23 protein-coding genes and 1 tRNA gene are annotated in these 24802 nt (G+C 34.7%); 18 read left to right on the top strand and 6 right to left on the bottom strand.

Annotated elements, in window-relative coordinates:
* Window positions 1-5: 5 nt before the first annotated feature.
* The gene (cfbB, locus tag IJE64_RS01910; protein WP_292781227.1) at window positions 6-1361 is read right to left on the bottom strand and encodes a Ni-sirohydrochlorin a,c-diamide synthase; all 1356 of its coding nucleotides are present in this window, start codon (window positions 1359-1361) and stop codon (window positions 6-8) included.
* Window positions 1362-1457: 96 nt separating this feature from the next.
* Here cfbB and IJE64_RS01905 point away from each other — a divergent pair, with 96 nt between their 5' ends.
* The 3 genes from IJE64_RS01905 (at window position 1458) to IJE64_RS01895 (ending at window position 4904) form a co-directional block, all read left to right on the top strand.
* A complete protein-coding gene (locus IJE64_RS01905) occupies window positions 1458-3281 on the top strand; it encodes a threonine--tRNA ligase (RefSeq protein ID WP_292781225.1) in 1824 nt (607 codons plus the stop codon).
* A 66-nt stretch (window positions 3282-3347) separates the two neighbouring features.
* Window positions 3348-4574, top strand: a complete 1227-nt coding sequence (locus IJE64_RS01900) for a bifunctional 5,6,7,8-tetrahydromethanopterin hydro-lyase/3-hexulose-6-phosphate synthase (protein WP_292781633.1) — start codon at window positions 3348-3350, stop codon at window positions 4572-4574.
* A gap of 48 nt (window positions 4575-4622) precedes the next feature.
* Entirely contained in the window at window positions 4623-4904 is a 282-nt protein-coding gene (locus IJE64_RS01895) for a zinc ribbon domain-containing protein (RefSeq protein WP_292781222.1), read from the top strand.
* On the opposite strand, the gene IJE64_RS01890 is transcribed toward IJE64_RS01895, so the two are convergent.
* On the bottom strand, window positions 4901-5755 hold the full coding sequence (locus IJE64_RS01890; RefSeq protein ID WP_292781219.1) for a phosphoserine phosphatase: 855 nt from the start codon (window positions 5753-5755) through the stop codon (window positions 4901-4903). The genes IJE64_RS01895 and IJE64_RS01890 overlap by 4 nt on opposite strands.
* Window positions 5756-6080: 325 nt before the next feature.
* On the opposite strand from IJE64_RS01890, the gene IJE64_RS01885 reads away from it, so the two are divergent.
* The 6 genes from IJE64_RS01885 (at window position 6081) to hisB (ending at window position 11693) form a co-directional block, all read left to right on the top strand.
* Window positions 6081-7811, top strand: a complete 1731-nt coding sequence (locus IJE64_RS01885; RefSeq protein WP_292781216.1) for a hypothetical protein — start codon at window positions 6081-6083, stop codon at window positions 7809-7811.
* 96 nt (window positions 7812-7907) lie between these two features.
* Window positions 7908-8492 carry a flavodoxin family protein gene (locus IJE64_RS01880; protein WP_292781214.1) on the top strand — a complete coding sequence of 195 codons (585 nt, stop codon included), beginning with the start codon at window positions 7908-7910 and terminating at the stop codon, window positions 8490-8492.
* 49 nt (window positions 8493-8541) lie between these two features.
* Window positions 8542-10101: an oligosaccharide flippase family protein gene (locus tag IJE64_RS01875; RefSeq protein ID WP_292781212.1), complete on the top strand. Its 1560-nt coding sequence runs from the start codon at window positions 8542-8544 to the stop codon at window positions 10099-10101.
* Between the two features lie 69 nt (window positions 10102-10170).
* Window positions 10171-10863, top strand: coding sequence for a TOBE domain-containing protein (locus tag IJE64_RS01870; RefSeq protein ID WP_292781210.1), 693 nt, complete (start codon window positions 10171-10173; stop codon window positions 10861-10863).
* Window positions 10864-10874: 11 nt separating this feature from the next.
* On the top strand, window positions 10875-11075 hold the full coding sequence (locus IJE64_RS01865; protein WP_292781208.1) for a 4Fe-4S binding protein: 201 nt from the start codon (window positions 10875-10877) through the stop codon (window positions 11073-11075).
* A 39-nt stretch (window positions 11076-11114) separates the two neighbouring features.
* On the top strand, window positions 11115-11693 hold the full coding sequence (gene hisB, locus IJE64_RS01860) for an imidazoleglycerol-phosphate dehydratase HisB (RefSeq protein WP_292781206.1): 579 nt from the start codon (window positions 11115-11117) through the stop codon (window positions 11691-11693).
* Between the two features lie 100 nt (window positions 11694-11793).
* Here hisB and IJE64_RS01855 read toward each other — a convergent pair whose 3' ends face one another.
* Window positions 11794-12624: a F420-dependent methylenetetrahydromethanopterin dehydrogenase gene (locus tag IJE64_RS01855; protein WP_292781204.1), complete on the bottom strand. Its 831-nt coding sequence runs from the start codon at window positions 12622-12624 to the stop codon at window positions 11794-11796.
* Between the two features lie 268 nt (window positions 12625-12892).
* Window positions 12893-12964 (bottom strand) — tRNA-Val (locus tag IJE64_RS01850).
* A gap of 126 nt (window positions 12965-13090) precedes the next feature.
* Here IJE64_RS01850 and IJE64_RS01845 point away from each other — a divergent pair.
* Window positions 13091-14014 carry a branched-chain amino acid transaminase gene (locus IJE64_RS01845; RefSeq protein WP_292781202.1) on the top strand — a complete coding sequence of 308 codons (924 nt, stop codon included), beginning with the start codon at window positions 13091-13093 and terminating at the stop codon, window positions 14012-14014.
* A gap of 12 nt (window positions 14015-14026) precedes the next feature.
* A complete protein-coding gene (gene uppP / locus IJE64_RS01840; protein ID WP_292781200.1) occupies window positions 14027-14860 on the top strand; it encodes an undecaprenyl-diphosphatase UppP in 834 nt (277 codons plus the stop codon).
* Between the two features lie 26 nt (window positions 14861-14886).
* Here uppP and cobT read toward each other — a convergent pair whose 3' ends face one another.
* Complete coding sequence (gene cobT, locus IJE64_RS01835) at window positions 14887-15954, bottom strand: nicotinate mononucleotide-dependent phosphoribosyltransferase CobT (RefSeq protein ID WP_292781198.1); 1068 nt, start codon at window positions 15952-15954, stop codon at window positions 14887-14889.
* Window positions 15947-16474 carry a hypothetical protein gene (locus IJE64_RS01830; RefSeq protein ID WP_292781196.1) on the bottom strand — a complete coding sequence of 176 codons (528 nt, stop codon included), beginning with the start codon at window positions 16472-16474 and terminating at the stop codon, window positions 15947-15949. The genes cobT and IJE64_RS01830 overlap by 8 nt, the downstream gene beginning before the upstream one ends.
* Before the next feature lie 79 nt (window positions 16475-16553).
* Here IJE64_RS01830 and IJE64_RS01825 point away from each other — a divergent pair, with 79 nt between their 5' ends.
* The 7 genes from IJE64_RS01825 (at window position 16554) to IJE64_RS01795 (ending at window position 24718) form a co-directional block, all read left to right on the top strand.
* Entirely contained in the window at window positions 16554-18152 is a 1599-nt protein-coding gene (locus IJE64_RS01825) for a bifunctional N(6)-L-threonylcarbamoyladenine synthase/serine/threonine protein kinase (protein ID WP_292781193.1), read from the top strand.
* Window positions 18153-18196: 44 nt separating this feature from the next.
* A complete protein-coding gene (locus tag IJE64_RS01820; protein ID WP_292781190.1) occupies window positions 18197-18748 on the top strand; it encodes an XTP/dITP diphosphatase in 552 nt (183 codons plus the stop codon).
* A gap of 68 nt (window positions 18749-18816) precedes the next feature.
* Window positions 18817-19215, top strand: coding sequence for a 30S ribosomal protein S15 (locus IJE64_RS01815; RefSeq protein WP_292781187.1), 399 nt, complete (start codon window positions 18817-18819; stop codon window positions 19213-19215).
* Complete coding sequence (locus IJE64_RS01810; RefSeq protein ID WP_292781630.1) at window positions 19205-20539, top strand: DHH family phosphoesterase; 1335 nt, start codon at window positions 19205-19207, stop codon at window positions 20537-20539. The genes IJE64_RS01815 and IJE64_RS01810 overlap by 11 nt, the downstream gene beginning before the upstream one ends.
* 1 nt (window position 20540) lies before the next feature.
* On the top strand, window positions 20541-21728 hold the full coding sequence (locus IJE64_RS01805) for an aconitase X catalytic domain-containing protein (protein WP_292781184.1): 1188 nt from the start codon (window positions 20541-20543) through the stop codon (window positions 21726-21728).
* Between the two features lie 103 nt (window positions 21729-21831).
* Window positions 21832-23217, top strand: coding sequence for a Mur ligase family protein (locus tag IJE64_RS01800; RefSeq protein ID WP_292781181.1), 1386 nt, complete (start codon window positions 21832-21834; stop codon window positions 23215-23217).
* Complete coding sequence (locus IJE64_RS01795; RefSeq protein WP_292781179.1) at window positions 23210-24718, top strand: Mur ligase family protein; 1509 nt, start codon at window positions 23210-23212, stop codon at window positions 24716-24718. Before IJE64_RS01800 ends, IJE64_RS01795 begins: the two co-directional genes overlap by 8 nt.
* Window positions 24719-24802: the final 84 nt, after the last annotated feature.

The raw sequence follows: 24802 nt of genomic DNA, 5'->3' as shown, positions 1-24802 counted from the left end.
TTAATTCATTCTCCAAGTTCCAGAGATGAAATGGCCATATTTCCACCAAAGTTTGGCATTGCAGCTACATGGGTGTGGACATAGCTTGCAAGTGTGTTCTTTTCCATAAATCCATCTTTGTTGTTGTAGGATCCCTTGCCTCTTAGGATATTGAATGCCAGGTCATGTTTTATGCTGCTTGAATCAACGATTACTTTAGAGTAATGGAATTCATGGCCGTGGAATTTTTCGCCTTTTTTAGAGATTATATTGTCCTGTGTAACTTCTGCAATTGTATATTTCAATGCCTGAACCCTATCTGTTAAAATTGATTTGTAAGGATATACATTAACCATTGCATCGTCATGGATGGAATTCATAAGATACATTAAACCGCCACATTCGGCAAAGATGGCTCTATTTTCTAAGTGGAACTGCTTAATATCTTTAAGCATTTTCTCGTTTTCTGACAGTTGCTTTGAGAAAAGTTCAGGATATCCTCCGCCAATATATAATCCGTCAACATCGGGCAACTCTTCATCTTTTAAAGGTGAGAAATATTCTATTTTAGCATTGTTTGCCTCTAGCGATTCAATATTCTCTTTATAATAAAAATTAAATACTTCATCAAATGCCACTCCGATTTTGACAGGTTGCTTATTTAATTTATTCCAGATTGGAACGATATCTGAGGTTATTTTAGGTGCAGATTTTGCAATTTCGATTAATCTGTCCAAATCGATTGAATTTTTTATAACTTCAGACCAAATATCAATAAATTTTAAGGAATTTTCCCTTTCAACTGCTGGAACTAGACCTAAATGTCTTTGTTCTATTGAGATATTGTCGTCACGATTTATTCCGCCAATAACTTCAGTTTTTGTGAGTTCTTCTATGGATTTCTTGGTTTTTTCATAATGGGCCTTATTTTTAACTTTATTTAAAATAACGCCAGCAATATTTACTTCTGGGTCGAGGGCCTTAAAACCCAAGACAAGAGCGGCGGCACTTTTTACTAAACTTCGAGAATTGATAATTAAAATAACAGGAGCATTTAGAGATTTTGCTACAGATGCGGTACTTCCAATGTCATTGATTGAGTCGATTCCCTCATAAAGGCCCCTGACACCTTCAATCACAGCGATGTCTTTGCCTTTCATGCCCTTAAGAAATGAATCTCTAACTTGGCCTTTCTGCATAAAAAAGGAATCTAGGTTTCTTGATGTATTTCCAGTGGCTAATGTATGATAGGAAGGATCAATGTAATCCGGTCCTACTTTAAATGGCTGTACATTATATTTTTCACTTAGTGCTTTCATTATTCCAGTTGCAATTGTTGTTTTTCCAACCGCACTGCCAGTTCCTGCTAAAATGATTCTCATGATTAATACTTTGTAATTAATTTATATTAAATTTAACATTAGCTATTTTTATATAATATTAAAACTAAAATTTAAATCATAATATATGGTGGTTAAATGAGAATTTTACTAATTCATTCTGATTATTTAAATTATAATGTAAAGAATAAAACACCTGTAGCTGAAGAAATAGAGGATGCTAAAAAAGAAGGCGCCTTTGACGATTCTTTAGTTGTATTTACAGCTGTTGAAAAAGATGATGAAAATAATCCAGAAGGTATTGTTGAAAATTTAGTTAGTGAAGTTAAAAAAGCTAATGATCAAGTTAAAGCTGAAAATATTGTATTATATCCATATGCTCACTTATCTTCATCATTAAGCTCTCCAAAAGTAGCTGTACAAATTTTAAAAGCTGCCGAAGAAGCTTTGCTTGCTGAAGAGTTAAATGTTAAGAGAGTACCTTTTGGATGGTATAAGGCATTTGAGATGTCATGCAAAGGACACCCATTAAGTGAACTTTCAAGAACCATTACTGCTGAAAAGCAAGAAGCTAAAGCTGAAAGAAAACCTTCAGTCTGGCAAATTCTTGAAGGAGATAAAATCACACAAATTGAAGACTTTGAATTTGAAAATAGGGCTTTCAAACAACTTGTTGATTATGAGCTTGGACAGGGGGCATCTGATGAAGGCGAACCTCCTCATGTCAAGATAATGAGAGAAAAGGAAATTTGTGATTATGAACCGGCATCCGATGTTGGAAATCTCAGATGGTATCCTAAAGGACGTTTAATTCGTGACTTAATGGCAGATTATGTTTACAACTTAACTGTAGACCGTGGAGCCATGCCTGTTGAAACTCCAATCTTTTACGACTTGGATAATGAAGCAATTTATCAGCATGCATACAAGTTTGGAGAAAGACAATACAGGACAGACACCAAAAAGAATTTGATGCTTAGATTCGCATGCTGTTTTGGAGCATTCAGAGTAATGGCCGATTCTTACTTGACTTGGAAAAACTTGCCTGCTAAGATTTATGAATTATCCACATACAGTTTTAGATTCGAGAAAAAAGGTGAAGTTGTAGGTCTTAAAAGATTAAGAGCATTCACCATGCCTGATTGTCACTCTTTCTGTGCTGATGTTCCTTCTTCTTTAGAAGAATTCTCTAACCAAACTGACATGTGTATGCAAACCGGTAAGGATTTAGACTTGGACTTTGAAGTAATTTTCAGAGCCACTCAGGACTTCTTTGATGATAATGAAGAATGGATGTATGAAATTGCTCGTAAATTCAATAAGCCTATTCTTTTAGAAATTTTACCTGAAAGACACCATTATTGGGTATGCAAAATCGATTTAGCAAATATTGATGCTTTAGGTCGTCCAATTGAAAACCCAACTGTTCAGATTGATGTTGAAAGTGGTAAAAGATTTGGCATTACTTACCTAGGTGAAGACGGCGAGCAGCACAACCCAACAATTTTACATACTTCCCCAACTGGAAGTATTGAAAGGGTTTTATGTGCCATGCTTGAAAAAACTGCATTGGAAATTAATGAAAAAGCTCCAATGCTGCCGACTTGGTTAAGTCCTATTCAAGCAAGGATCATCACTGTTGGAGATGCTCATAAGGAATTTGCAGAAGACGTTTATGAAAAAATCAATGCTTCAAATATTCGTGTCGATGTGGATGATAGGGATGAAAGTGTCGGTAAAAAAATTAGAAATGCGGCTAAAGAATGGATTCCATACATTTTTGTCGTTGGAGACAAAGAAATGGAAACCGGCAAGTTCCAAGTGACTGTTCGTGAAACTGGCGAAAAGGTTGACATGACAGTTGATGAATTGATTGCAGAGATAAACGGAAAATGTGAAGGAAAACCTTTCAGAAAATTGCCTTTACCTAAGGATATTTCAAGAAGGATTAACTTCCAATAATTATATTTATCAATAAAAATAAATTATAAAATGTTATTATATGACGGAGGAAATTTAATGGACCCAATGTATAGAATAGGAGAAGCTCTTATTGGAGATGGCCCTGAATTAGCACACGTTGATTTATTAATTGGTGATAAATTTGGACCTGTTGGCCAAGCTTTCGCAAATGGTTTATCTAACCTTTCTGTAGGCCACACTCCTTTGACAAGTGTAATTAGACCTAATTTGATGACTAAACCAGCTACTTTAATTATCCCTAAAGTAACTGTTGGTGATTTAGATGATGCTAGTAAGATTTTTGGACCTGCACAAACTGCTGTTGCAAGAGCAGTGGCTGATGCAGTAGAAGATGGATACATCCCTAAAGATATAGTTGAAGACATTGTTATTAATGCGAGCGTATTCATTGATCCATCTGCAAAAGATTTCAGAAAAATTTATCAATATAATTATGGTGCAACAAAATTAGCTATCAGAAGAGCTATGGACGGATACCCATCTATTGACAAAGTACTCGCAGAAAAAGACCGTGGAACTCACCCAATTATGGGATTCAAGGTCAAAAAACTTTGGTCACCACCATACTTACAAGTTGCACTTGACCTAGATAATTTAGACGCAATGGAAAGAATCATTGCTGATATACCTGATAATGAAAGAATTCTTCTCGAAGCAGGAACTCCACTTGTTAAAAAGTTCGGTGTTGGAGTTGTTGGCAAAATCAGAGAATTACGTCCGGATGCATTCATTATTGCTGATTTAAAAACTTTAGATGTTGGTCGTGTAGAAGTTAAAATGGCAGCTGACGAGACTGCTGATGCAGTAGCTATTTCCGGTCTTGGTACTATCGAATCTATCAAGAAAGCTATTCATGAAACTCAAAAACAAGGAATCTATTCCATCCTTGATATGATGAATGTCAAAGACTTTGATAAAAAGTTATCTCAATTGCCAGATGATTTAAAACCAGATATCGTATTGTTACACAGAAATGTGGATCTAGAGACATACAAAGCCGAACATGGTGAAGACCTCGGCGGCATGACCGAATGGGGTAACATCAAAGAAATTAAGGAAATTCTCGGTAAAGGTTTAGTCGCTGTTGCAGGTGGAATTAGACCTAGCAACGTAGAAGAAGCAATTGAAAAAGGTGCAGATATTATCATTGCAGGAAGATATATTATTGGTTCTAGAGATGTAAGAAGGGCTGCTCAAGACTTCTTAGAACATTTCGACCCAGATCCTGATAATATGAGACTTGCAATGGATGAAGACGAACAAGTAAATTAGATTAATTTCTAATTTATTTTTTTCTTATTTTTTTTAGGAGTTTTTATTATGGGATTTTGTAATTCTTGTGGCAGACCAATTGTAAAAGAAGATTATGGAACAAATAAAGATGGAAGTCTTAATCCTGAATTTTGTAAAGATTGTTTTCAAGATGGAGAATATACGGAACCTGATATAACTCTTAATGAGATGATTGTTAGAAAAACAAAAGAAATGATGGAAAAAAATCCAAGATTGGCGGAAACCCAAGCAACTGGTATTACAGCCATGTTTATTCCTGGATTAAAAAGATGGAATCCTGAATTTCAGGATGATTATAAAACTCTTTAGTTTCTACTTTTTAAAATAAATTCTTTGACTTTATTGGCTATATATTCGTCGTGTGATTTTGTATTCTTAATTGTATATAGCTCTTCTTCTAAAGCGTTGTATTTATCAACTAAATCGTTGTATTCAACTCGAAGGGAGTCATAATCGTTCTCCAGACCTTCGTTAATTTCATACATTTCAGCATAACTGGTTTTTGTATTGAGATTTTCTTGTTTTAATTGATCATATTTGCGACTAACCTTATTGTAACTCTCTTTAATTGAGGAGTGTTCCTCCTTTAAGGATGTGCATTTTGTTTTAAGGTTTTTATTTTCTTCTTTTATGCTGGAATATTTAGTCTTGAGATTTTCGTTTTCGGTTTTTATGTTAACGAATTTAGTTTTGAGATTTTCATTCTCAACGATTAATTTGGAGTGCTTATCTCTAATCAGATTGTTTTCATTTTTCAAATCGTTAATATTGTCTTCATGTAGGGAATTGAATTTGCTTTCCATTTCAGCTAATTCATTATTTTTTTGGGCGAGTTCAGCTCTTAATTTTTCAATTTCACTTTGAAATCCTAAAGTAGATGGGTTTAAATTTTCTTCTAGTTGTCTTTCCAATTTTTTCACTTCCTCTACATGTAAATAATTAGCTACCTTCAATGCTTGATTTTCTTCCTCTCTACTTTTGAAATTTTCTATTTCTGATTGCGGTATTATTAAAACTTCTTCTTTGTTTTGGTAAATATCTTCGTGTTTAGGCACTGTTATTTGAATTTGTTCGGTGGTGTATTTTTTTCTCTCACCATTTTTTAATGTTCTATTATATTCCCTAGAATATTTTTTTACAATACCTTTACCAACTTTCATATTCAAATCCTCATTTCTATGTTATGTATGTTTATAATTATATATTTTACTTATATATGGGGCATATTCGCTAAAATCTAAAATTTTAATTTTTTTAATTTTTAGTTTAAAATGTGTAGCATATATTAACCGTGAACACCAAACTATAAGTGTATAAATTTTTGTATGGCAGTGATAATTAGTTGTTAAAATATTGTTGCTGTATAAATATTTATGGTGGTGATAAAAACTAGTTAAAAGTGCTGTATAAATTTTTATATATTAATTGTGGGGGTAAAAAAATATTAAGAAACTATTAGCTCCATTTTTAATTTTCATTTTTTTAATGTTAACTATAAGTGGAGTTTCTGCAGAAAATATTGATGACACGTCATCAGTTGTGGCTGAAAGTCCTATTTCTGCTGATTTAGATACAAGTTTATCTTCATGTAATGCACAAAATAATGATTTATCAAACTATGAATCTTCAAATTCAGTTGATTGTGATAATTCTCATGAATCTTTACAGTCTCCTGATAGGGATGATTTCCTGGTTATTAAGGGAAATTATAAATTGTCAAATTCCCATGATTCATACGTTTCTGCTGGATGTTTAAAATCTTACGATTTAGTCGATAATCAAGTTGCTTATAAATCTCCTGATTTATTGGTTTCTTGTAATTTAGATGATTCTTATGTTTGTTTAGAGTCATTTGATTTGTCCATGATCAATGAAATTGGTCATGGTTTTGATGTTGATGAAATAATTTCAACAGAAAAAGTTGTAGATAATGAAGTTATTTTGAAAAATTCTAATAGTTTTTCTAGTTATGAAGTTGCAATCGATTCAACAAATAATTTAGATGAAATTAATATTTTTGATTCAGCTACGCAATATTTAAATCGACATGATGAATATATTGGCCTGGATATAGGTGATTCATTAATATCTGAAGTTACTGGTGATATGGAAACTTCTGAAAGTTATGAATTTAGTAGTTATGTAGTCCCTCAGGCGAATTTGCTTAAATGTGAAAATGATAATGCAGTTTTAGAAGTAGTTGCAGGTGATTTGTCAGAAATTTGTCAAATTAGTGAGCCAGTATTCGACCGTGTTCTAATATCTTCAGGATATATTTCTGATGAAGAGGTATATTTTGGAACAATATCTTTCGCAGATTGGAAAATGTTATTGGAATATGTTGGTGCTGATAACATAATTTTGTTCGCAAGTTTAGCAGATGACTGGAATTCTAATGTAACATCCGAAATTCTAAAGGATGCAGTAAATGGAAACATGGGCGAAATTAGTCTTGATGGTTACAAAGTTACTGATGCATTACTTAAATATTGTCCTTCAACCAATGAAGTGCATGTCTCTTTAATTGGTGACGGAGTTGAAGATGAACATAGTCATGTAATTAATGATACTAACTCTCATGGTTTGGATTATGCATATATTAAACACGTAAATGTGATCTATAAAGATATGCCTAATTTAATGGTCTTAACTTCCTCTGGTTACGTTTCAAACAAAGCTTCAACCGCAGGATCTTGGGACAGTTTAAATGACGTTCTAGGTTCTAGAATGTCTAGCGAAACTTTATTGCCGGATCATAAAGCAATATGGACTCCATTATTGTTGTTATTACAACAAGATTTACAACAATCTATTGTAAATAGTCATGCTGATGATAACGAGAATAAAATAATGAAGAATTTAACTACTAGCAGTACGAATAATTCGACAAATGGAAGTAATGGTAGTGGGAATCATTCCCATCATCATAAGAAGCACTTTCCTCATCACAAGCACAAACATTGGAGACCTGGTTGCAATCCAAGGCCTGGCTACATTCCAGCTAATGCTGTAGATGCTGATATAATTGAACATGATAATTCAACTGACGATAATGAATCAAGCAATGCTACAGCTACTAGCGGTAGAGGAAAATCTAATGGAAACCCTAAAGCCAAGTCTAATGGAGAACCAACGTACACACTTGTTTATGCTATAATAGGTATTGTATTAGTTAGTTTATTGTTTAATTCAAGTTATATGAAAAGAGATGACTAAATTTAAAAGATTATTAACTTTTTAAAGTTTTTAATCTTTATTTTATTTTTTTTAATTTTTTAAAAGTATTTAATAATTGTTTTACAAACTATTTTTATGAAAATTTTTGGTATCTGTGCTAGTCCTAGAAATAACACGACAGAGCATGTTTTAAAGAATGCTTTAAATCAACTTGAAGAGGACGGATTCGACTGTGAGATATTCACTTGTCAGGCCAAATCCATTAAGCCATGTATGCACTGCGATTTTTGCTTGGAGCATAAAAGATGCATAATCGAAGATGACATGGCTGATGTGTATAGGGGCCTTCAGGAAGCCGACGGCATAATTCTGGCCACTCCTGTTCAAAGTGGAGGAATAAGTAGCAATTTGGCGACTATAATGGATAGAACTCGAGCTTTGGAAGCAGTTGACTATAATCTGCTTCGAGGAAAGATTGGGATGAGCATAGCTGTCGGTGGCGACAGGACAGGCGGTCAGGATTTTGCACATCTGAAAAATATTACATATTTTATGATACATGGCATAATACCTGTAAGCGGAGGGCCTTTCGGTTCTAATTTAGGTGCTTCTTTTTGGTCAAATGATTCATTAGATGATATTAAAAACGATTCTTATGGTTGGCAGTCTTTAGATAGGACCTTGGTGGAATTTAAAAATTTCCTAAATAAGTATATTTAAATATTAAAATCAATTAAAATTAATAATAACTAATTTTTAAAGGTATATTATGGCAAGTAAGTTAGTTAGAGGTAGTTTGATAATTTTCATTGGAAATATAATTTTCCGTGTTGGAGGTTATATTTACCGCTTTTTAATGGCAATATTATTGGGGCCCGCCTCTTATGGTATTTTGGGGGTTACATTACCTTTCCAAGGTATTTTTCAAACACTTGCTGCTGGTGGACTTCCTCCGGCGATTGCCAAGTTCGTAGCAGAATATGAGGCTGTCAATGAGCATGACATGGCTCGGCATACTATATACACGGCTTTAAAGATTATGGTATGTCTGGGGTTGTTTTTAGGATTTTTGATGATTTTTGTTGTCGCTCCATGGTTGGCTTATGATTATTTGGGAAAGCCTCTTGCATTGATTCCTTTACAGATTGTAGGGCTAATCACTCCGTTTGGTGTAGTTGTCGGTGCATTTAGGGGTGCATTCCAAGGCGTATATAAGATGGAGTATATTGTATATACCCGTGCTGTAGAGCAAATTTCCATGATTTTCTTTGCAACAGCATTTGTTTTGATGGGATTTTCAGCTATTGGAGCATTATGGGGTACTGTCATCGGTTTTGCTCTTTCTTCAACTTCCGGAGTACTGATATTTAAATTTTACATGCCAAAATATATTCCAAAGCCAAGTGAAAATTTTGTTTTCACATTCCGCGATGAATTAAGATTAGCGGCACGTTTGCTTAAGTTTTCAATTCCTGTAATCATTACAGCTATTGCTGAAATGCTGATTTATAATGTTTGTACTATTGTCATGGGTAAATTTTTAACTTTTTCCGATGTCGGATTTTTCGCAGCTGCCGATCCGATTGCAAGATTGCCTTTGATAATTTCAACTTCTGTTGCAACTACAATTCTGCCGGCTTCCTCTGAAGCTTTCAAGGTGCACGATTTAAATGCTCTTCAAAAATACGTTGGAGAGTCATATAAACTTTCATTGTTGTTTGTAGTTCCAATGTGTATAGGTCTTGCGTTATTTGCCGTGCCTACTCTACATTTGCTTTACTTTAAAAATCCCGCTTATGTTGCAGGTGCAGCCGCTTTGGCGATCTTATCAATAGGAATGACATTTTATTCAATTTTCACAATATCCACAAGTATTGTTCAAGGTATTGGAAATCCTAGGATTCCTATGTATATTTTAATTTGCGGTTCTATTCTTACCGCTATTCTTTGTTGGATTTTGATTCCATCTTTAGGCATTGCTGGTGGTGCTGCCGCAACCACAATCGCTTGTTTTTTAATGATGGTGCCTTGTATCTATTTTGTATTTAAATTAACAAAAGCCAAAGCTCCAACCATGCCAGTTGTTAAAATTTTAGCGGCTTCTGCTATTATGGCTGTTTTCGGATTATTTATCCCTAAAACAACATTATTCCTATTCCCTGGCATAATTCTTTGCATGATAGTTTATTTCTTTGCATTGATTTTAGTCAAATTCTTTACAAAAGAGGATATTGCAACTTTCAGAGGATATACCACTAAATTTGGCCCGCTTTCGAAAATTTTAAATAAATTGTTAGATTTAGTGGAAAAAATAGAGTTTCGAAATTAAATAATTGAAAACTTATTTAAATTATAAGAAATAAAATTTTAATTATCATTATATTTTGGGGGATTTATAATGGCTGATGTTAGTGCAGGTGTTGAATATAAAATCAATGTCGATGGAAATTCTTTTTTGTTGGATAGTAAAAAATACCAACTTTTAGAATCTATCTTAGACACTGGTTCTTTAACTGAAGCATCAAAATATATCAATGTTTCATATAGAACTGCTCTAAATTACATTGAAAAATTAGAATCAACACTGAATGTAAAAATTGTTAGTACAACAAAAGGGGGAAAAGGCGGGGGTGGCGGAACCACTCTTACTGAAGAAGGTTATTCTATTTTAAAAGAATGTAAGAAAATTAATGCAATCATGGAACTTCACAAAGATGTTAATGAAATTGAAGCGGAAATAATTGATATCAATGATGTTAAGGGAGTAATGACTATAAAAATGGAAGATTTCCAGATCAACGCTCCTTTAAATAGAAAATATCAAATTGGAGATAATATACTTGCTTTGATTAGTTATGATAATATCTTTTTGATGTTAGAGCCGCAAACATCCAGTATACGTAATATTCTCAAGGGCAAAATTGTTGAAATGAAGCTTATTGGTGAGATTATTCGTGTTAAGGTAAATGTTGGTGGAGTTATTCTATGCTCAGATATTACAGTTTCTGCTGAAAAGGAATTAAATCTCAATATAGGAAAAGAAGTTTATGTTGGATTTAAGGCTATGTCTGTAGCTACTTTAAAATTATAATAGGTGATTTTGTGTTACAAATTTTAGTTGATGAGGATAAGTGCATCGCCTGCGGTAAATGTGAAGAGATTTGTCCGAAAGCAGCTAAAATTTGGAAAATTACTAACGTTGCACATATATTGGATTTGAGATATTGTCATGTTTGTACATTATGTGCAATGGAATGCCCTACAAATTGTATTAAAATTATACGTCCGGGCGAAGATGCCTAAATGCTTGAGGCTTAAATCAATTTAAATATAGGTTAAATTATGACTAGAGATGCTATTGTTTCAAGGAAAACTTCTGAAACTGAAATTGATATAAAAATGAATCTTGATGGTAGTGGAGATTACAATATTTCCACTGGAGTAAACTTTTTTAATCACATGTTAGAGTCTTTTTCAAAACATAGTATGATTGATTTGGATGTTCAAGCAAGTGGCGACATTGAAATAGACGATCATCACACTATTGAAGATGTTGGAATATTGCTTGGTGAAGCGTTCGCTGAAGCTATTGGCGATAAAAAGGGAATTAAAAGAATGGCGCATGCTATTGTTCCTATGGATGAGTCAGTGGCTACCATTGCAATTGATATTAGTGGACGCAGTTATTGCAATATGGACATTGATTTTAAAAATGAAAAAATCGGCGACATGACATCCAATATAGTAATTCACTTTTTCGAGTCATTTGCAAGCAGTGCAAAAATCAATATTTATGGAACCGCTGAAGGCGCAAATGACCATCATAAAGCTGAAGCTATCTTTAAAGCATTCGCCAAGTCTTTAAAAGAAGCTGTTAAAATAGAACATAATCAAATTCCTTCTACAAAAGGAGTATTATAGTTTTTACACTATATTTTCTTTTTTTTAAATATTTTAGTTAAAAATAGACTATTTTTTTGAAAAAATAAAAATAAAAAAAGTAAAGTAGCAAGGACGCTACTTATTCTGGTTTTGAGATTAAGTCTGTTTTACGACCTGGGTTTCCTTCTTTCATGTGAGGGGTTCTTAAAACAGTGTCGTTTGCTTTTTCGATTTCTCTTGCTTCTTGTGCTAATTTAGCAGCACATGCAGCGATTTCGTGTGCAGCAGCTACTAATGGGATGAAGTTTTCGAAACCTTTGGTCATGAAACAACCTTTCATGTCTAAGTTTGCGACAGATCCAGCCATTTCGTATGCAGCAATAGCTTTTGCTTTTGCGTATGGGTTTGCGAATTCACCAGCTTCCGCAGCTTTTTCAGCAGTAACGATGAGTTTAGGTAATTCGATTGCTTCGCCAGCGTCTGCTTGTGCGATAACAGCATCAATGGTTTGTTGAACTAATCTTAAAGCACCGGTTTCTGCGAGTACTTTTAAGATGTCTGAGTTGAAGATAGCCATTTCAGTTGGGTCTAACCATTCTCTTTTTGCACCGATCATTGGGTCAGACATTACGATGATGTATCCTAAGCCTTGTTCGTCCATTTCATCTTTCTTACCTTTACCAGGTGCGTCACCGATGATGATAGCAGGAACATCTTTTTCAGATAATAATTCTCTTGCTTTAGCTGGTCCAGGTGCTCCTGGGTTTGGGCTAATGAAAATTGCGAAATCAGGTTCGAAAGCGTCTATTTTAGGTACAACGTCTTCTACTTGTTCTGGGTTCATTTTTGCTCCAGATCCAAAGGTTCTTACATCGATATTTGGTCTGTCTGCTCTTTCGTCTAACAATAGGTCAATTACTGGTGAAGTACCAATATTACCACTTTTAATAATAGCAATTTTAACTACCATAATTAAATCTCCTTTTTCGATAGTTATAATTTTAATTCAAAAACTATTTAAATTTTATTATTTACGATTTTTGACTATTGTATAAATTTATTTCTTGAATATTATTCAATATTTTATTTTAATTAAAATATTTTATACAATACTCATATTTTTTAGAAATTTTCTGATAAAATAAATGTTAAAATAAGTATTAATTTTAGATTAAATTATGATATTGAAAAATTAGCGGATGGTCTAAATGTGTTAAAATCCAAAAAAATTAGAACAGTGGTTCCGACGAGATTCGAACTCGTGATCCCCTCCTTGTAAGGGAGGTATCATACCACTAGACCACGGAACCAACAAATATTATTATGAATTTCTTATTATATATACCTTTCTATTGTCTTAAAAAGTAATATAAAAGTAATGTTTATATCTAAATAAAAATATATTAACTATCATTAATGTAAAATGATGTGATAAAATGGCATGGGATGACAAAAAGACAAAAGTATGGTTTGACGGAGAATTTGTTGAATGGCAAGATGCAAATATTTCATTACTTTCTCATGTAGTTCACTATGGAACTAGCGTTTTTGAAGGTATTCGTGCATACTCTAATGAAAAGGGTGTTGCAGTATATCGTTTAGAAGAACATGTACAACGTTTATTTGACTCAGCAAAAGTATATAAGATGGATATTCCTTTCACCCAAGAGGAAATTGCAGAAGCAATCCTTGAAACAGTTCGCATCAACGATTTAAACGGTTGTTATATCCGCCCTATTGTATTTAGGGGATATGGAGAATTAGGTGTTAATCCTTTAGGATGCCCTGTTAATGTAGCAATCGCTGCATGGGAATGGGGATCTTATCTTGGTGAAGAAGGAATGGCTAATGGTGTAGATATTGGTGTTTCATCTTGGAGAAAACCAGCTCCTGATACATTCCCAACTCTTGCTAAATGTGGAGCTAACTATATGAACTCCCAATTAGCTAAGCTTGAAGCTATTGACAATGGATTTGATGAAGCTATCATGCTTGATTATGAAGGGCATGTATCTGAAGGTAGTGGGGAAAACATTTTCCTTGTTGAAGGTAAAAAATTATTCACTCCATCAATGGCATCATCTAACCTTAAGGGTATTACTAGGGATTCCATAATGGCTATCGCTCGTGACTTAGGATATGAGGTTGTTGAAGAAACCATTTCAAGAGAAAGATTATACTTTGCAGATGAAGTATTCTTTACAGGAACTGCAGCTGAAGTTACTCCAATCCGTTCAATCGACCACAGAACAATAGGTGCTGGTAAAAGAGGACCAATTTCTGAGGAAATACAAACTGCTTTCTTTGATATCGTTGAAGCTAAAGTTGAAGATAAATACGGTTGGATGACTTATATTTAAGCGGTGTGAAATATGGATATACTCCAAGGAATTATTATTGGTATAGTTCAGGGTTTGACTGAATTCTTACCGGTTAGTAGTTCAGCACATTTAGTTTTTATCCAGAATATCTTAGGTGTTGAAAGCTCTCTTGCTTTTGACACATTTCTTCATTTAGGATCTTTACTCGCTGTATTGTGGTTTTTTAGAGGCGACATAATTAAAATGATTCGCTCTTGGATAGGAAGTATCCAGGATATCCTTCAAGGAAGATTTAAGGAAGGATTTTACAGTGATCCCTATAAAAGACTTGCTTGGTATGTTATTTTAGCCACTATTCCCGTCGGATTGGTCGGCGTGTTATTTGATGATGCTGTAGAGTCTCTTTTTTCAGGTGCACTATATGTTCCGGCATTCTTTTTATTTGTAACAGGTACAATCCTTTATTTATCCCAAAGGATGTCTAGCGGAAATATCAATTACGATAACATCACTAAAAAAGAAGCTTTATGGATGGGTTTAGGTCAGGCTTGCGCAATCTTACCTGGTCTTTCACGTTCAGGTACTACAATTGCAGCCGGTCTTACAGTAGGTCTTGATAAAGAATTTGCCGCAAAATTCAGTTTCATATTGTCTATTCCAGCTATCTTTGGAGCTTTTGTATTCCAGCTTAAAGATATTGGTGGAGCTCTTGATGTTAACTTCTTGCCAATAATATTGGGCTTTATAGCAGCATTCATAGCGGCTTATGCGGCCATTAAATGGATGCTGGAATTGATACAAAAAAGAAGTTTGGATATATTCGCTTACTACTGTTGGATAGTGGGCATAGTCGTATTTATGGGCTCAATAGCTCACATATTTTAAAAAAAGGTTATAGAGATTTTAAATCTCTATTTACATATTTTTTCTATTCTTTTTCTAAGTTTTTCTCGGGAATTTCCTAAAACGAGTGCCGTATACATTGCCCCTCCGGCTCCGGCACCTTCCTTAACGAATCCCTTTAAATAATTTTTTAGTCCTTCGTGAGTTGATTTTTCAAATTCAGGGTCCACTACATTGACAGTAATGCTTTCGTCAATTTGTTTTAATATTCCGAATAAATCTGCAGTTTCATCACCTGCAACATACACTGTAGTAGCCAAATTGATTCTTGAAAAATCAAAGTTAGGTTTTATGGATTTTATTATTGCACAGACAGCGGCCATTTGGGTTCCGCCTGCCAATATAATTGGAATATCAGATCCTAAAACCAATCCTGAAATTGCAGGCAATGTCGGGTCTCCCACTGCAGCTATTGCTTGAATAGCATCGATTTCATCTTTTTCAGGGTCGAGTCCCGCATTTTTTAGCCCTTCATCAACGACTTTTGTTTTCATATCATGAGGATTATATGGCATGCTGCCGCTTACTTTTTCATTGGCATCATAGCCTAGGGCTCTCAATACTCCCAAAGCGGTAGTTGTTCCTGCAGCAATGCTTTCACCGATTATTAGCATTTCATGCCTTCTTGATAGCTCAGAACCTAAATCCTTTGCGTTTTCAAATATTTCCAATGGGTTTAAAACTCCTTTTCCAGTTCTGATATCCCTTCCATATTCTTTTCCAAAGCTGACATATTCGATATCTGGTTTGATTTTGGAACCTGCATCAACAACGACGAATGGGATATTTGAGAGTTGAAGTGAAGCTTTTGTAAGTCTTGCAGGGGTTGGTGCTGCTGCATCGCCAACAACTGTTTCAGCTGGGGCTTCGCAACATCTCACTTCACCCAAAACCATAAATTCAACATCTGAAGCGGGAGTGTATTCGGTTAAATCCGCTGAAGGTCCAGCACCAGAAATTCCATCTATTAATGATGTTTCTGTAGTTCCAATTGTAATTAAAAAGACTGGATCGTCACATTCTTGTAGTTTTTTGGTCAATTCATCAGATCCATAAGTTTTAATTCCTTCAATCATTGTTTTCACCTTGTTTTTTCAACAAATCTATGATAATTTTATTCTGATTAATAATTTTCTTGTTTTGAAGCATGATTTTTTTAAGCATTTCAATTTCCGGCAGTTCGTCATCTCTATAGAACTCTTGTCCGTCTCTTGCTCTTGGAGGAATTCTAATTTGGTCTTTTGGAGGTAGTGATGTTTTTTCTTCTTGAGATTGTGCTGCCTTTTCATCGGATCTTGGTGGTATGACTCCTCTTGAAGCGCTGTCCTCATTTGAAATAAAGTCCACATATCTGTGTGTCACCTTATTTTTTGACCTTTCATCAAGTAATTCCATCAATCTGTCATCGACTTCTTTAACACCATGAAGCTGTTCTTGCTCTACTTCGTGAAGTAACCTTTTTTGAATGTTATATGCATTGTAAATTGGAATTCCACGAGTTTCACATTCGTTTTTAAACATATCGCTGATGTTAATATCTCCGGTTAATTTTTTAACCCTTTTTTGTTCTGGAGTATTAGCACTATAAAATCCCATACTTTCACTTATGTTTTTTAAATTTAAAAAATATTTTTATATTCTTAAGTAATATATACTAATTAATTAATTTTTTCAGTTGATAATCTTGATTAGTTTGGGAATTGAAGGGACTGCAGAAAAAACAGGTGTGGGCATTGTGGACAGTGATGGAAATATTCTTGCCATGGCTGGAAAACAGCTATTTCCAGAGGAAGGCGGTATTCATCCTAGAATTGCGGCCGAACATCATGCGCATTGGATTCCTAAATTGATTCCTCAGGCTATCGAGGAATCCGGTCTTTCATATGAGGACATTGATTTAGTTTCATTTTCACAAGGTCCGGGACTCGGTCCTGCTTTAAGAATTGTTGCAACTTCTGCAAGGACTTTAGCGCTGTCATTAAACAAGCCAATAATTGGTGTTAATCATTGTATTGGACATGTTGAAGTTGGAAAACTTGACACTGGTGCTGTCAATCCGGTATCACTTTATGTAAGTGGGGGAAACAGCCAGGTTATTGCCTATGAAAGCGGAAGATATAGGATTTTTGGCGAAACTTTGGATATAGCCGTTGGTAATTGTCTTGATCACTTTGGTCGTGAGACCGGCCTGGGTCATCCTGGAGGACCTGTCATTGAAAAATTGGCCAAACAAGGTTCCTATATTGACTTGCCGTATATTGTAAAAGGCATGGATTTTTCATTTTCAGGATTGTTGTCCGCTGCATTGAGAGAAGCTGAGAAAGGAACACCGATGGAGGATATATGCTTTTCCCTTCAGGAAACCGCTTTTTCCATGCTTGTTGAAGTAACTGAAAGGGCGCTGTCTCACACACAAAAGGATGAAGTTATGCTATGCGGAGGGGTTTCTGCAAATTCTAGATTGAGAGAAATGCTTAAGACAATGTCTGAAGAGCACGGTGCCAAATTTTACATGCCTGAAATGAAGTTATGCGGTGATAATGGTGTCATGATTGCATGGCTTGGCTTGCTGATGTGTAAGGAATTCGGTCCAATGGATTTGGCTGATACAGGAATTATCCAGAAGTTCAGAACTGATGAAGTTGATATTCCTTGGATTGATAATTCCAAAAGCTACTTGAAATTAAGCGACGATTTGATAGCTAAGGGTGCCGAATCGAATATTGTTAAATCACACTATTTAGGTGAACCTGCAGTCTTGAAGGATAGAGTTCCTAAAGGATATAGGATTCCTGAAATTGACAATAAAATTAGAAAGTCCAGATGTAAGCTTGAAGCTAAGCTATTATCCGATGCTAAAAGGGCGGGTGTTGTTACACCTGTATTGTATGATGTTAATCTAGAAGATAAATCAATATTGATGGAAGAAATCGATGGAATAATTGTTAAAGATATTATTGATGAGGATTTGGCATTCAGAATAGGCCGTGAAATCTCAAAGCTTCACTCAGCAGACATTATTCATGGAGACATTACCACATCGAATATAATGCTTAGAGATGATCAATTAGTTTTCATTGACTTTGGACTTGGAAGACATTCTCCACTTGATGAAGACAAAGCAGTTGATTTGCTTGTTTTGAAAAAATCTTTGCAAAGCATTGACTATAATCTGGCGGTCAAATACTTTGATTTAGTTTTAAAAGGTTATAATAATGATAAAGTGGCCAGCCATATTGCAGACATCGAATCCCGTGGAAGATACACTCACTGATTTTTTGGTTAACTATAATAAAAATATCATTCATATTTTAAAATATGATAACATTTATAACTGGTAACGAACATAAAGTTAAAGAAGCAGAGAACATTTTCAAAGATTATGACATTAACTTGAAGCATATTGATTTAGGTTACGAAGAGCCTCAAGGAACTCTTGAGGAAGTGGCCATATCAGGCGCAAAATATGCTTGTCATGAACTTGACTGTCCTGTGATTGTTGAAGATGCTGGTTTATTCATTAAAGCTTTAAATGGATTTCCAGGAACATATTCTCATTATGTTCAAGATACTATTGGAAATCAAGGAATTTTAAAGTTATTAGCAGATTCTGATGACCGTTATGCCGAATTCAGGTCAGTTATTGGGTACTGTGCCCCCAATTCTGAGCCCAAGATCTTTTTAGGCAAGGTGTCAGGTGAAATCGCAGTTGAAGAAAAAGGAGATTTAGGGTTTGCTTTTGATCCTATTTTTTATGTTCCTAGTCTGAATAAGACATTTGGAGAACTTACAACTGATGAAAAAAACCAATTTTCACATAGAAAAAATTCTTTAGAAAAGTTTATTAAATGGTATTCCAGTCAGGAATAACATTATTTTTCTAATACATACTTAATTGGGCTTATTTAAGATTTAAAAAATTTAAAGAGGTTTATATTATGGCAAGACCAGAATGGGTAACTTACAGTGATAAAGAAATTGAAGAAATGATTTTAAAATTTAACAGAGAAGGTAAAAGTACTTCTGAAATAGGTATTGTATTAAGAGACCAATATGGAATTCCTTCTGTTAAAGACGTAACCGGTGAAAGAATCACCGAAATTTTAGAAAGAAACGGTCAAGCTGGAGACTATCCTGAAGATTTATTAAACTTAATCAAAAGAGCAGTAAACATCAGAGACCACTTAGAAGAAAACCCTAAGGACTTACACTCTAAAAGAGGTTTAACCATCATTGAATCCAGAATCAGAAGGTTATCTTCTTACTATGTAAGTGAAGGTAAATTACCAGAAGGTTGGAGATATAATCCAAAAGAAGCAGCACTCCTTGTTAAATAGGGCTAGTGAAGCTACTGATATGCTCAAGGAGCATATTGAAAATGATGCTGTTATCAGAATAATTTCTCATAACGATGCGGATGGAATTTCTGCAGCAGCTGTTATAGCTAATGCTTTGGCTGAAGAGAATGTTCAATTCCACACAACAATCGTCCCACGTCTTAAAGAGGACATGGTAAATCAGCTTAGAAGTGAGAAGTATGGTTTATTTATATTTTCAGATATGGGAAGTCCTTTCATTAAGGAATTCAACACCTATAAGCATGACGTTATAGTTGCAGACCACCATCAAGTTAATGACACTGAAGCGGATAGCAATGTTGTCCATATCAATCCCCATCTTTTTGAGATTGACGGAAGTAAGGATTTATCCGGTGCAGGTTCTAGCTATCTAGCTATTCGTGACTTGGATAAAAAACATTTGGCTTATTATGCTTTAGTTGGTGCATTTGGAGATATGCAAGGTCAAGAAGGATTCACTGGTGTAAATAAATTAATTCTTGATGATGCAATAGAAAGCGGTAATTTAGAAATTCATGAAGGTTTAAAAATAGTTTCAAAATCAACAGAACCGATTTTTAAATCTTTAGCTTATACTTTTTCACCGCCTCTTCCAGGCATTAGTGGAGATTTGGACGGGGCCCGTGAATTTTTGGAACGTATGAACTTGTCTTATGGTATCAAATTCACTGATTTGGAAGATGAAGAAAAGGATTTACTGAAAGATGCTTTAATCAATATCAATCCTGATATTTTTGGCGACTGTTATACTGTTGCCAAACAAGTTCCAATGCTGCGTGATTTGGAGGAATACTCTTATATTCTTGATGCATGCGGTAAGAATAAAAAACAAGGTTTAGGATTAAGCATAGCTTTAGGCGAAAAAGATCAAGCCCTTGATGCAGCTTTAAAATTGCAACGCCAGTATCGTGACCAGATTGTTAAAGGTCTTGAATGGGTTAAAAAAGAAGGCGCTCAACAATTGAATTCAATACAATACTTATACAGTGAAGATAAGGTATTGAAATCAGTCATGGGCACTATTGCAAGTATTGGATTGTCAGTAGACTTATTGGACAATTCCAAACCTGTACTTGGACTTTCAAGACTTCACAACGATATTAAAATTTCTGGCAGAACAACAAGAGAAATGGTTTCAAAAGGTGTTAATTTAGGACGTGCTTTGCAAGATTCCTCAAATAATTTCGGTGGTACTGGAGGAGGGCATGATATTGCAGCAGGTGCTATGATTCCTTATGAAAGTAAAGATAATTTCTTACACATAGTTGATGAAATGGTTGAATATCAATTAAGTAGTGATTAATATGTTTTTAACAAACGAAGAGCAACAAATGTGTGATGGAGAATTCGGAGAAACTATTAGGAAAAGTATGGATATCCTTGTTGCACTAGGCGATATCTATGGGGCTTCTAAACTAGTTGACATTACTTCTGCACAGGTATCTGGCGTTTCTTATAAGACTATCGGAGATGCCGGTTTGGAATATCTTGAAGATTTGGCCAGTGATGGAAGCGGTAAAGCTAGTGTAAATGCATCTTTAAATCCTCCGGGAACTGATTTGGATAACTGGGAAAGCCTAGGTTTTCCTCGTGATTTTTCAATCAAACAGAATCAGATAGTTGATGCATATGCAAAACTTGGGATTTCTAAAACTTGTACCTGTACACCATATCTTGTAGGTAATGTCCCAAGATTCAGAGACCATGTTTCTTGGTCTGAATCATCTGCTGTTGCTTATGTTAATTCAGTAATTGGGGCTAGGACTAACCGTGAAGGAGGTCCTGCAGCACTTGCAGCAGCAATTGTTGGAAAAACTCCATTATATGGATTTCACCTGCCTCAAAATAGAAAAGCGAATTTGGTTGTCAATGTTTCAACCGAATTAAGGGGCGCCGATTTTGGAGCTTTAGGTTATATTATCGGTAAGGTTGTTGGAGGAGGAGTTCCTTATTTTAAACTTCAAAACATTCCAAACAACAATGATTTAAAAACTCTTGGAGCTGCACTTGCTTCATCAGGTTCAGTTGCGCTCTATCACATTGAAAATGTAACTCCTGAAGCGGAATTGGCCGGTGAAGAGGATGTTGAAGATATAATGTTCATTTCCGAAAAAGAGATTGCTGACACTCGTCAAAAACTAACTACAACTGATAGGGAACCTGATTTAATTTGCTTGGGTTGTCCTCATGCATCACTTGAAGAAATTAAACAAGTAGCCAGTATTGTACAAGGAAAAACCATTAAGAATAAATTATGGATTTGCACTTCTGTTAGCGTAAAAGCCACTGCCGATAGGATGGGCTATACTGATATAATTGAAAATGCAGGTGGAAATGTTGTATGCGACACTTGCATGGTTGTAGCACCTATTGAAGACATGGACTTTGAGGTAATCGGTGTGAATTCAGCAAAAGCAGCTAATTATGTTCCATCAATGTGTGGACTTGATGTTGTTTATAATGATGTCGAAAATCTTATTCAATTTGAATAAGTTTTCTTATTTCTTTTTTTAAAAAAACTTTTTTTCTCATTAACCTTTAAATTACATAAAATCTATAAATTAATACCAACAGAAATTGTGAGGAAAACTTTTCATGAATTATTTAGTTGTTGGTGCTGGAAATGCAAGTCGACCAGTTGCAAGATTGCTTAATTATTTAGGGCATGATGTTGTTGTAACTGATTTGAAGGATATTTCCGAATTTAAAATTGAATTTCAAAGAAGTTTAATTGAAATGGAAAAAGAAGGTGTAAAGCTGGATTTAGCAAATAAAGACCCTTCTGTTGAAGGTTTTGATCGTGTTTATGCACCTCCTACATTGCCGGATTCTGCTCCGATAGCTCAAAAAATCAGAAACTCAGACTTAAAAGTTTTAACTAATGAAGAATTCTCTAAAATAGTAAACGACTTAATTCCAGTTGACATAATTGGGATTACTGGAACCATGGGAAAAACTACTACTACTTTTATTACAACCAGTTTATTCAAACAGGCAGGATATAATGTATGGTCCTGTTCATCCCTTGTAAATAATTTGGTTTCAGAAGCTATCATCGATGGAATCGTTAAGGGTAAAGCTCAAGAGTGTGATATAGCTATTTTTGAACTTCCTCATGGAACCATTGGTCTTTTGAATAGGTTAGACATTAAAATTGGTCTTTTAACAAACATTGCTGAAGACCACTTGTCCGAGTTTGGAGGATCACTGGAAAGATACCAGCAGCGTAAATTGGTTTTACAGGCCATGAGTGAAATGTTTATCGCAAATGATTCCTGCCGGGACATCATTGAAAAGGTAAGAGATGATGCCCTGTTTTATGCATTGGATGAAGATGTTGACTTTAGGGGAACTGTTGGGGATAAATCATTAACAATTAGTTATGGTGAAGATGAATTTACCACTCCATTTTATATGATGAGCTATTTCTTTGAGAATTCTGTTGCGGCTTCTGCTGTTGCATTAACATATGGAGTTAAAAAAGAAGATATTATTGATGCATTAACAGAATTTAAAGGATTGCCTGCTCATATGGAGGACGTTGGTGATTATAATGGCAGAAAAGTGATACTTGATTCTGCATTTTTATATGATGGAATGAAAATAACTTTGGATTATTTTAAAGATGAAAGCGTTGTTTTATTCCTAGATCATTTTGACACGTTATCTGTAAGAGACAAGGCCGAAGTCGGTGAATTGGTAAGTAACTATGACATTAAGGTTGTTATAGCAAGCGGATTTAATGAAGTAATACAGGAAGTAGAAATGGAGGCTGCTCAGGAGATATTGGATGCAATTTCAAATCCAAATATTGAGAAAATAGCTGTTGAGACAATCGAAAAAGCAGCTGAACTCACATTTAAGTATTCTGAGCCTGGAGATATAATTTTACATATGGGGCCACTTATAGCTTATGATAGGCTAACTACTGTTGAAAAGATAATGAAAGGATTAGAGAAAGGAAGTAAGAAGTATGTATAAAAATAAAACCTTCGGAGTTATTGGTGTTTGCGGAGCAAATGGTAATTTAATAGCTAGAATTCTTAAGCAAAGAGGCTTTGATGTTATAGGAACAGACTTATCATTTAAAAAAGATTGCAGATTTGCAAAAGCTTTAGAAGGTTATGACATTGATGTCTATTATGGCCAGACTCCTGATAAATTTTTTGAAAGGGCGGATTATGTAATTCCTCCTGCAAGCTTATCCAAAGATGCCGACATATTAAAAAATTGCGATAAACCGATTTTGGAGCTGACTGATGTAATTGACATGATTAGGCCAGACAAACCTGTATTTGGAATAACCGGTACCAATGGTAAAACAACCACAACCACCCTGCTTAAAAAGATTGCTTATGATAATGGAATTAAACCTTGTGAACATGATCTGGATGGCATGCAAGGCAATGCAGAGTTTATTCCTATACTTCAATCAAGATTAAATGGTGATGTTGGAATATTGGAGGTTGGAACCTTTGGCGTTCCGGGCACGGTTGGCAGAATAGTTAAGAATACTTACATGTCTGCAGGTTTAATAACAAACATCACTCCAGATCATTTGAATGACCTTGGAAGCTTTATGGATTATGCCAATGTTAAAGCGGAATTCATAAAGGAGTTGAAATTAGGTCAACTTATTGTCAATGGCCATGACCCAACAATAATGGGCCTTTTAAGAGAGATGGATTTCAAAGGTGAAGTTATAACTTTCGGCGTTGACGAGCTTCCGGATTCTATTGGAATGAAAGAATGTGTTTGCGGTGCTGAAATTGCCGTAAAAGAAATCATTTCAGGTTGCGGTTATTATTTCTGCAAATGTGGTGTCACAACCCCTCAAGTGGATTATGTCGCAACAAACGTAGATTTGGCCAATAGAACTTTTGATTTACATACTCCAACTGAAAAATTAACTGTTAAGATGGGCGTTGATGGACTTCATAATGTTTATAATTTAACTGGAGTTATTATTGCGGCTCATAAATTTTTGGACCTGTCTTATGATAAAATTTTACCATCGATTGCCAGTTTCACTGGCGTTAGTGGAAGGATGGAAGAGGTCGGTGAAATAAAAGGTAAGGATATTTTCGTTGATTACGCCCACAACCCTGCAGGTGTTGAAACAGTTTTAAAAGAATTCAAAAAATTACATGGCGATTTTACAACTGTTATTACTGTTTCATCTGAATCGGGGTATAAAGGAGATTTAGATATCTTTAACAGCGTTTTAAAATTCTCCAAATTCATTGTTCCCGCTTCAACAGCATCTCAAAAGATAGCAAGTGAAAAATTAACTGAAAATCCTAAATTAAATGATAGAATATTTTTAAATTATATTGGGGATTTTAAGAAGGAAGGAACTCTTGGCGCTTCAAGAGATGAAGTAAAAGAGGGACTAAAAAAAGCTTTAAACCTAGACTGTGAGATGGTTGTAGCTATTGGTGAGGCGGCTACAAAATTTAAAGATGTTGTTTTTGAATTATAGATTTCTGACAATTGACGTTAAATCTATATTCATGTATTTTCTGTAATTGTAATCGGTATAATTGCTTTTTTTTCAAACAAAATA

The sequence above is a fragment of the Methanobrevibacter sp. genome (genome assembly GCF_017409525.1).
Lineage (GTDB): Archaea > Methanobacteriota > Methanobacteria > Methanobacteriales > Methanobacteriaceae > Methanocatella.
The sequence above is the reverse complement of the archived record's forward strand: the minus strand, read 5'-3'. Positions and strand labels throughout refer to the sequence as shown.

Coding starts and splice junctions, on each gene's coding strand:
- IJE64_RS01830 (WP_292781196.1), bottom strand. CDS start 16,474: ATGGGATTTTATAGTGCTAATACTCCAGAACAAAAAAGGGTTAAAAAA.
- IJE64_RS01795 (WP_292781179.1), top strand. CDS start 23,210: ATGTATAAAAATAAAACCTTCGGAGTTATTGGTGTTTGCGGAGCAAAT.
- IJE64_RS01805 (WP_292781184.1), top strand. CDS start 20,541: ATGTTTTTAACAAACGAAGAGCAACAAATGTGTGATGGAGAATTCGGA.
- hisB (WP_292781206.1), top strand. CDS start 11,115: ATGACTAGAGATGCTATTGTTTCAAGGAAAACTTCTGAAACTGAAATT.
- IJE64_RS01855 (WP_292781204.1), bottom strand. CDS start 12,624: ATGGTAGTTAAAATTGCTATTATTAAAAGTGGTAATATTGGTACTTCA.
- IJE64_RS01905 (WP_292781225.1), top strand. CDS start 1,458: ATGAGAATTTTACTAATTCATTCTGATTATTTAAATTATAATGTAAAG.
- IJE64_RS01800 (WP_292781181.1), top strand. CDS start 21,832: ATGAATTATTTAGTTGTTGGTGCTGGAAATGCAAGTCGACCAGTTGCA.
- cobT (WP_292781198.1), bottom strand. CDS start 15,954: ATGATTGAAGGAATTAAAACTTATGGATCTGATGAATTGACCAAAAAA.
- IJE64_RS01815 (WP_292781187.1), top strand. CDS start 18,817: ATGGCAAGACCAGAATGGGTAACTTACAGTGATAAAGAAATTGAAGAA.
- IJE64_RS01875 (WP_292781212.1), top strand. CDS start 8,542: ATGGCAAGTAAGTTAGTTAGAGGTAGTTTGATAATTTTCATTGGAAAT.
- IJE64_RS01880 (WP_292781214.1), top strand. CDS start 7,908: ATGAAAATTTTTGGTATCTGTGCTAGTCCTAGAAATAACACGACAGAG.
- IJE64_RS01870 (WP_292781210.1), top strand. CDS start 10,171: ATGGCTGATGTTAGTGCAGGTGTTGAATATAAAATCAATGTCGATGGA.
- uppP (WP_292781200.1), top strand. CDS start 14,027: ATGGATATACTCCAAGGAATTATTATTGGTATAGTTCAGGGTTTGACT.
- IJE64_RS01845 (WP_292781202.1), top strand. CDS start 13,091: ATGGCATGGGATGACAAAAAGACAAAAGTATGGTTTGACGGAGAATTT.
- IJE64_RS01900 (WP_292781633.1), top strand. CDS start 3,348: ATGTATAGAATAGGAGAAGCTCTTATTGGAGATGGCCCTGAATTAGCA.
- IJE64_RS01885 (WP_292781216.1), top strand. CDS start 6,081: ATGTTAACTATAAGTGGAGTTTCTGCAGAAAATATTGATGACACGTCA.
- cfbB (WP_292781227.1), bottom strand. CDS start 1,361: ATGAGAATCATTTTAGCAGGAACTGGCAGTGCGGTTGGAAAAACAACA.
- IJE64_RS01890 (WP_292781219.1), bottom strand. CDS start 5,755: ATGAAAGTTGGTAAAGGTATTGTAAAAAAATATTCTAGGGAATATAAT.
- IJE64_RS01820 (WP_292781190.1), top strand. CDS start 18,197: ATGATAACATTTATAACTGGTAACGAACATAAAGTTAAAGAAGCAGAG.
- IJE64_RS01895 (WP_292781222.1), top strand. CDS start 4,623: ATGGGATTTTGTAATTCTTGTGGCAGACCAATTGTAAAAGAAGATTAT.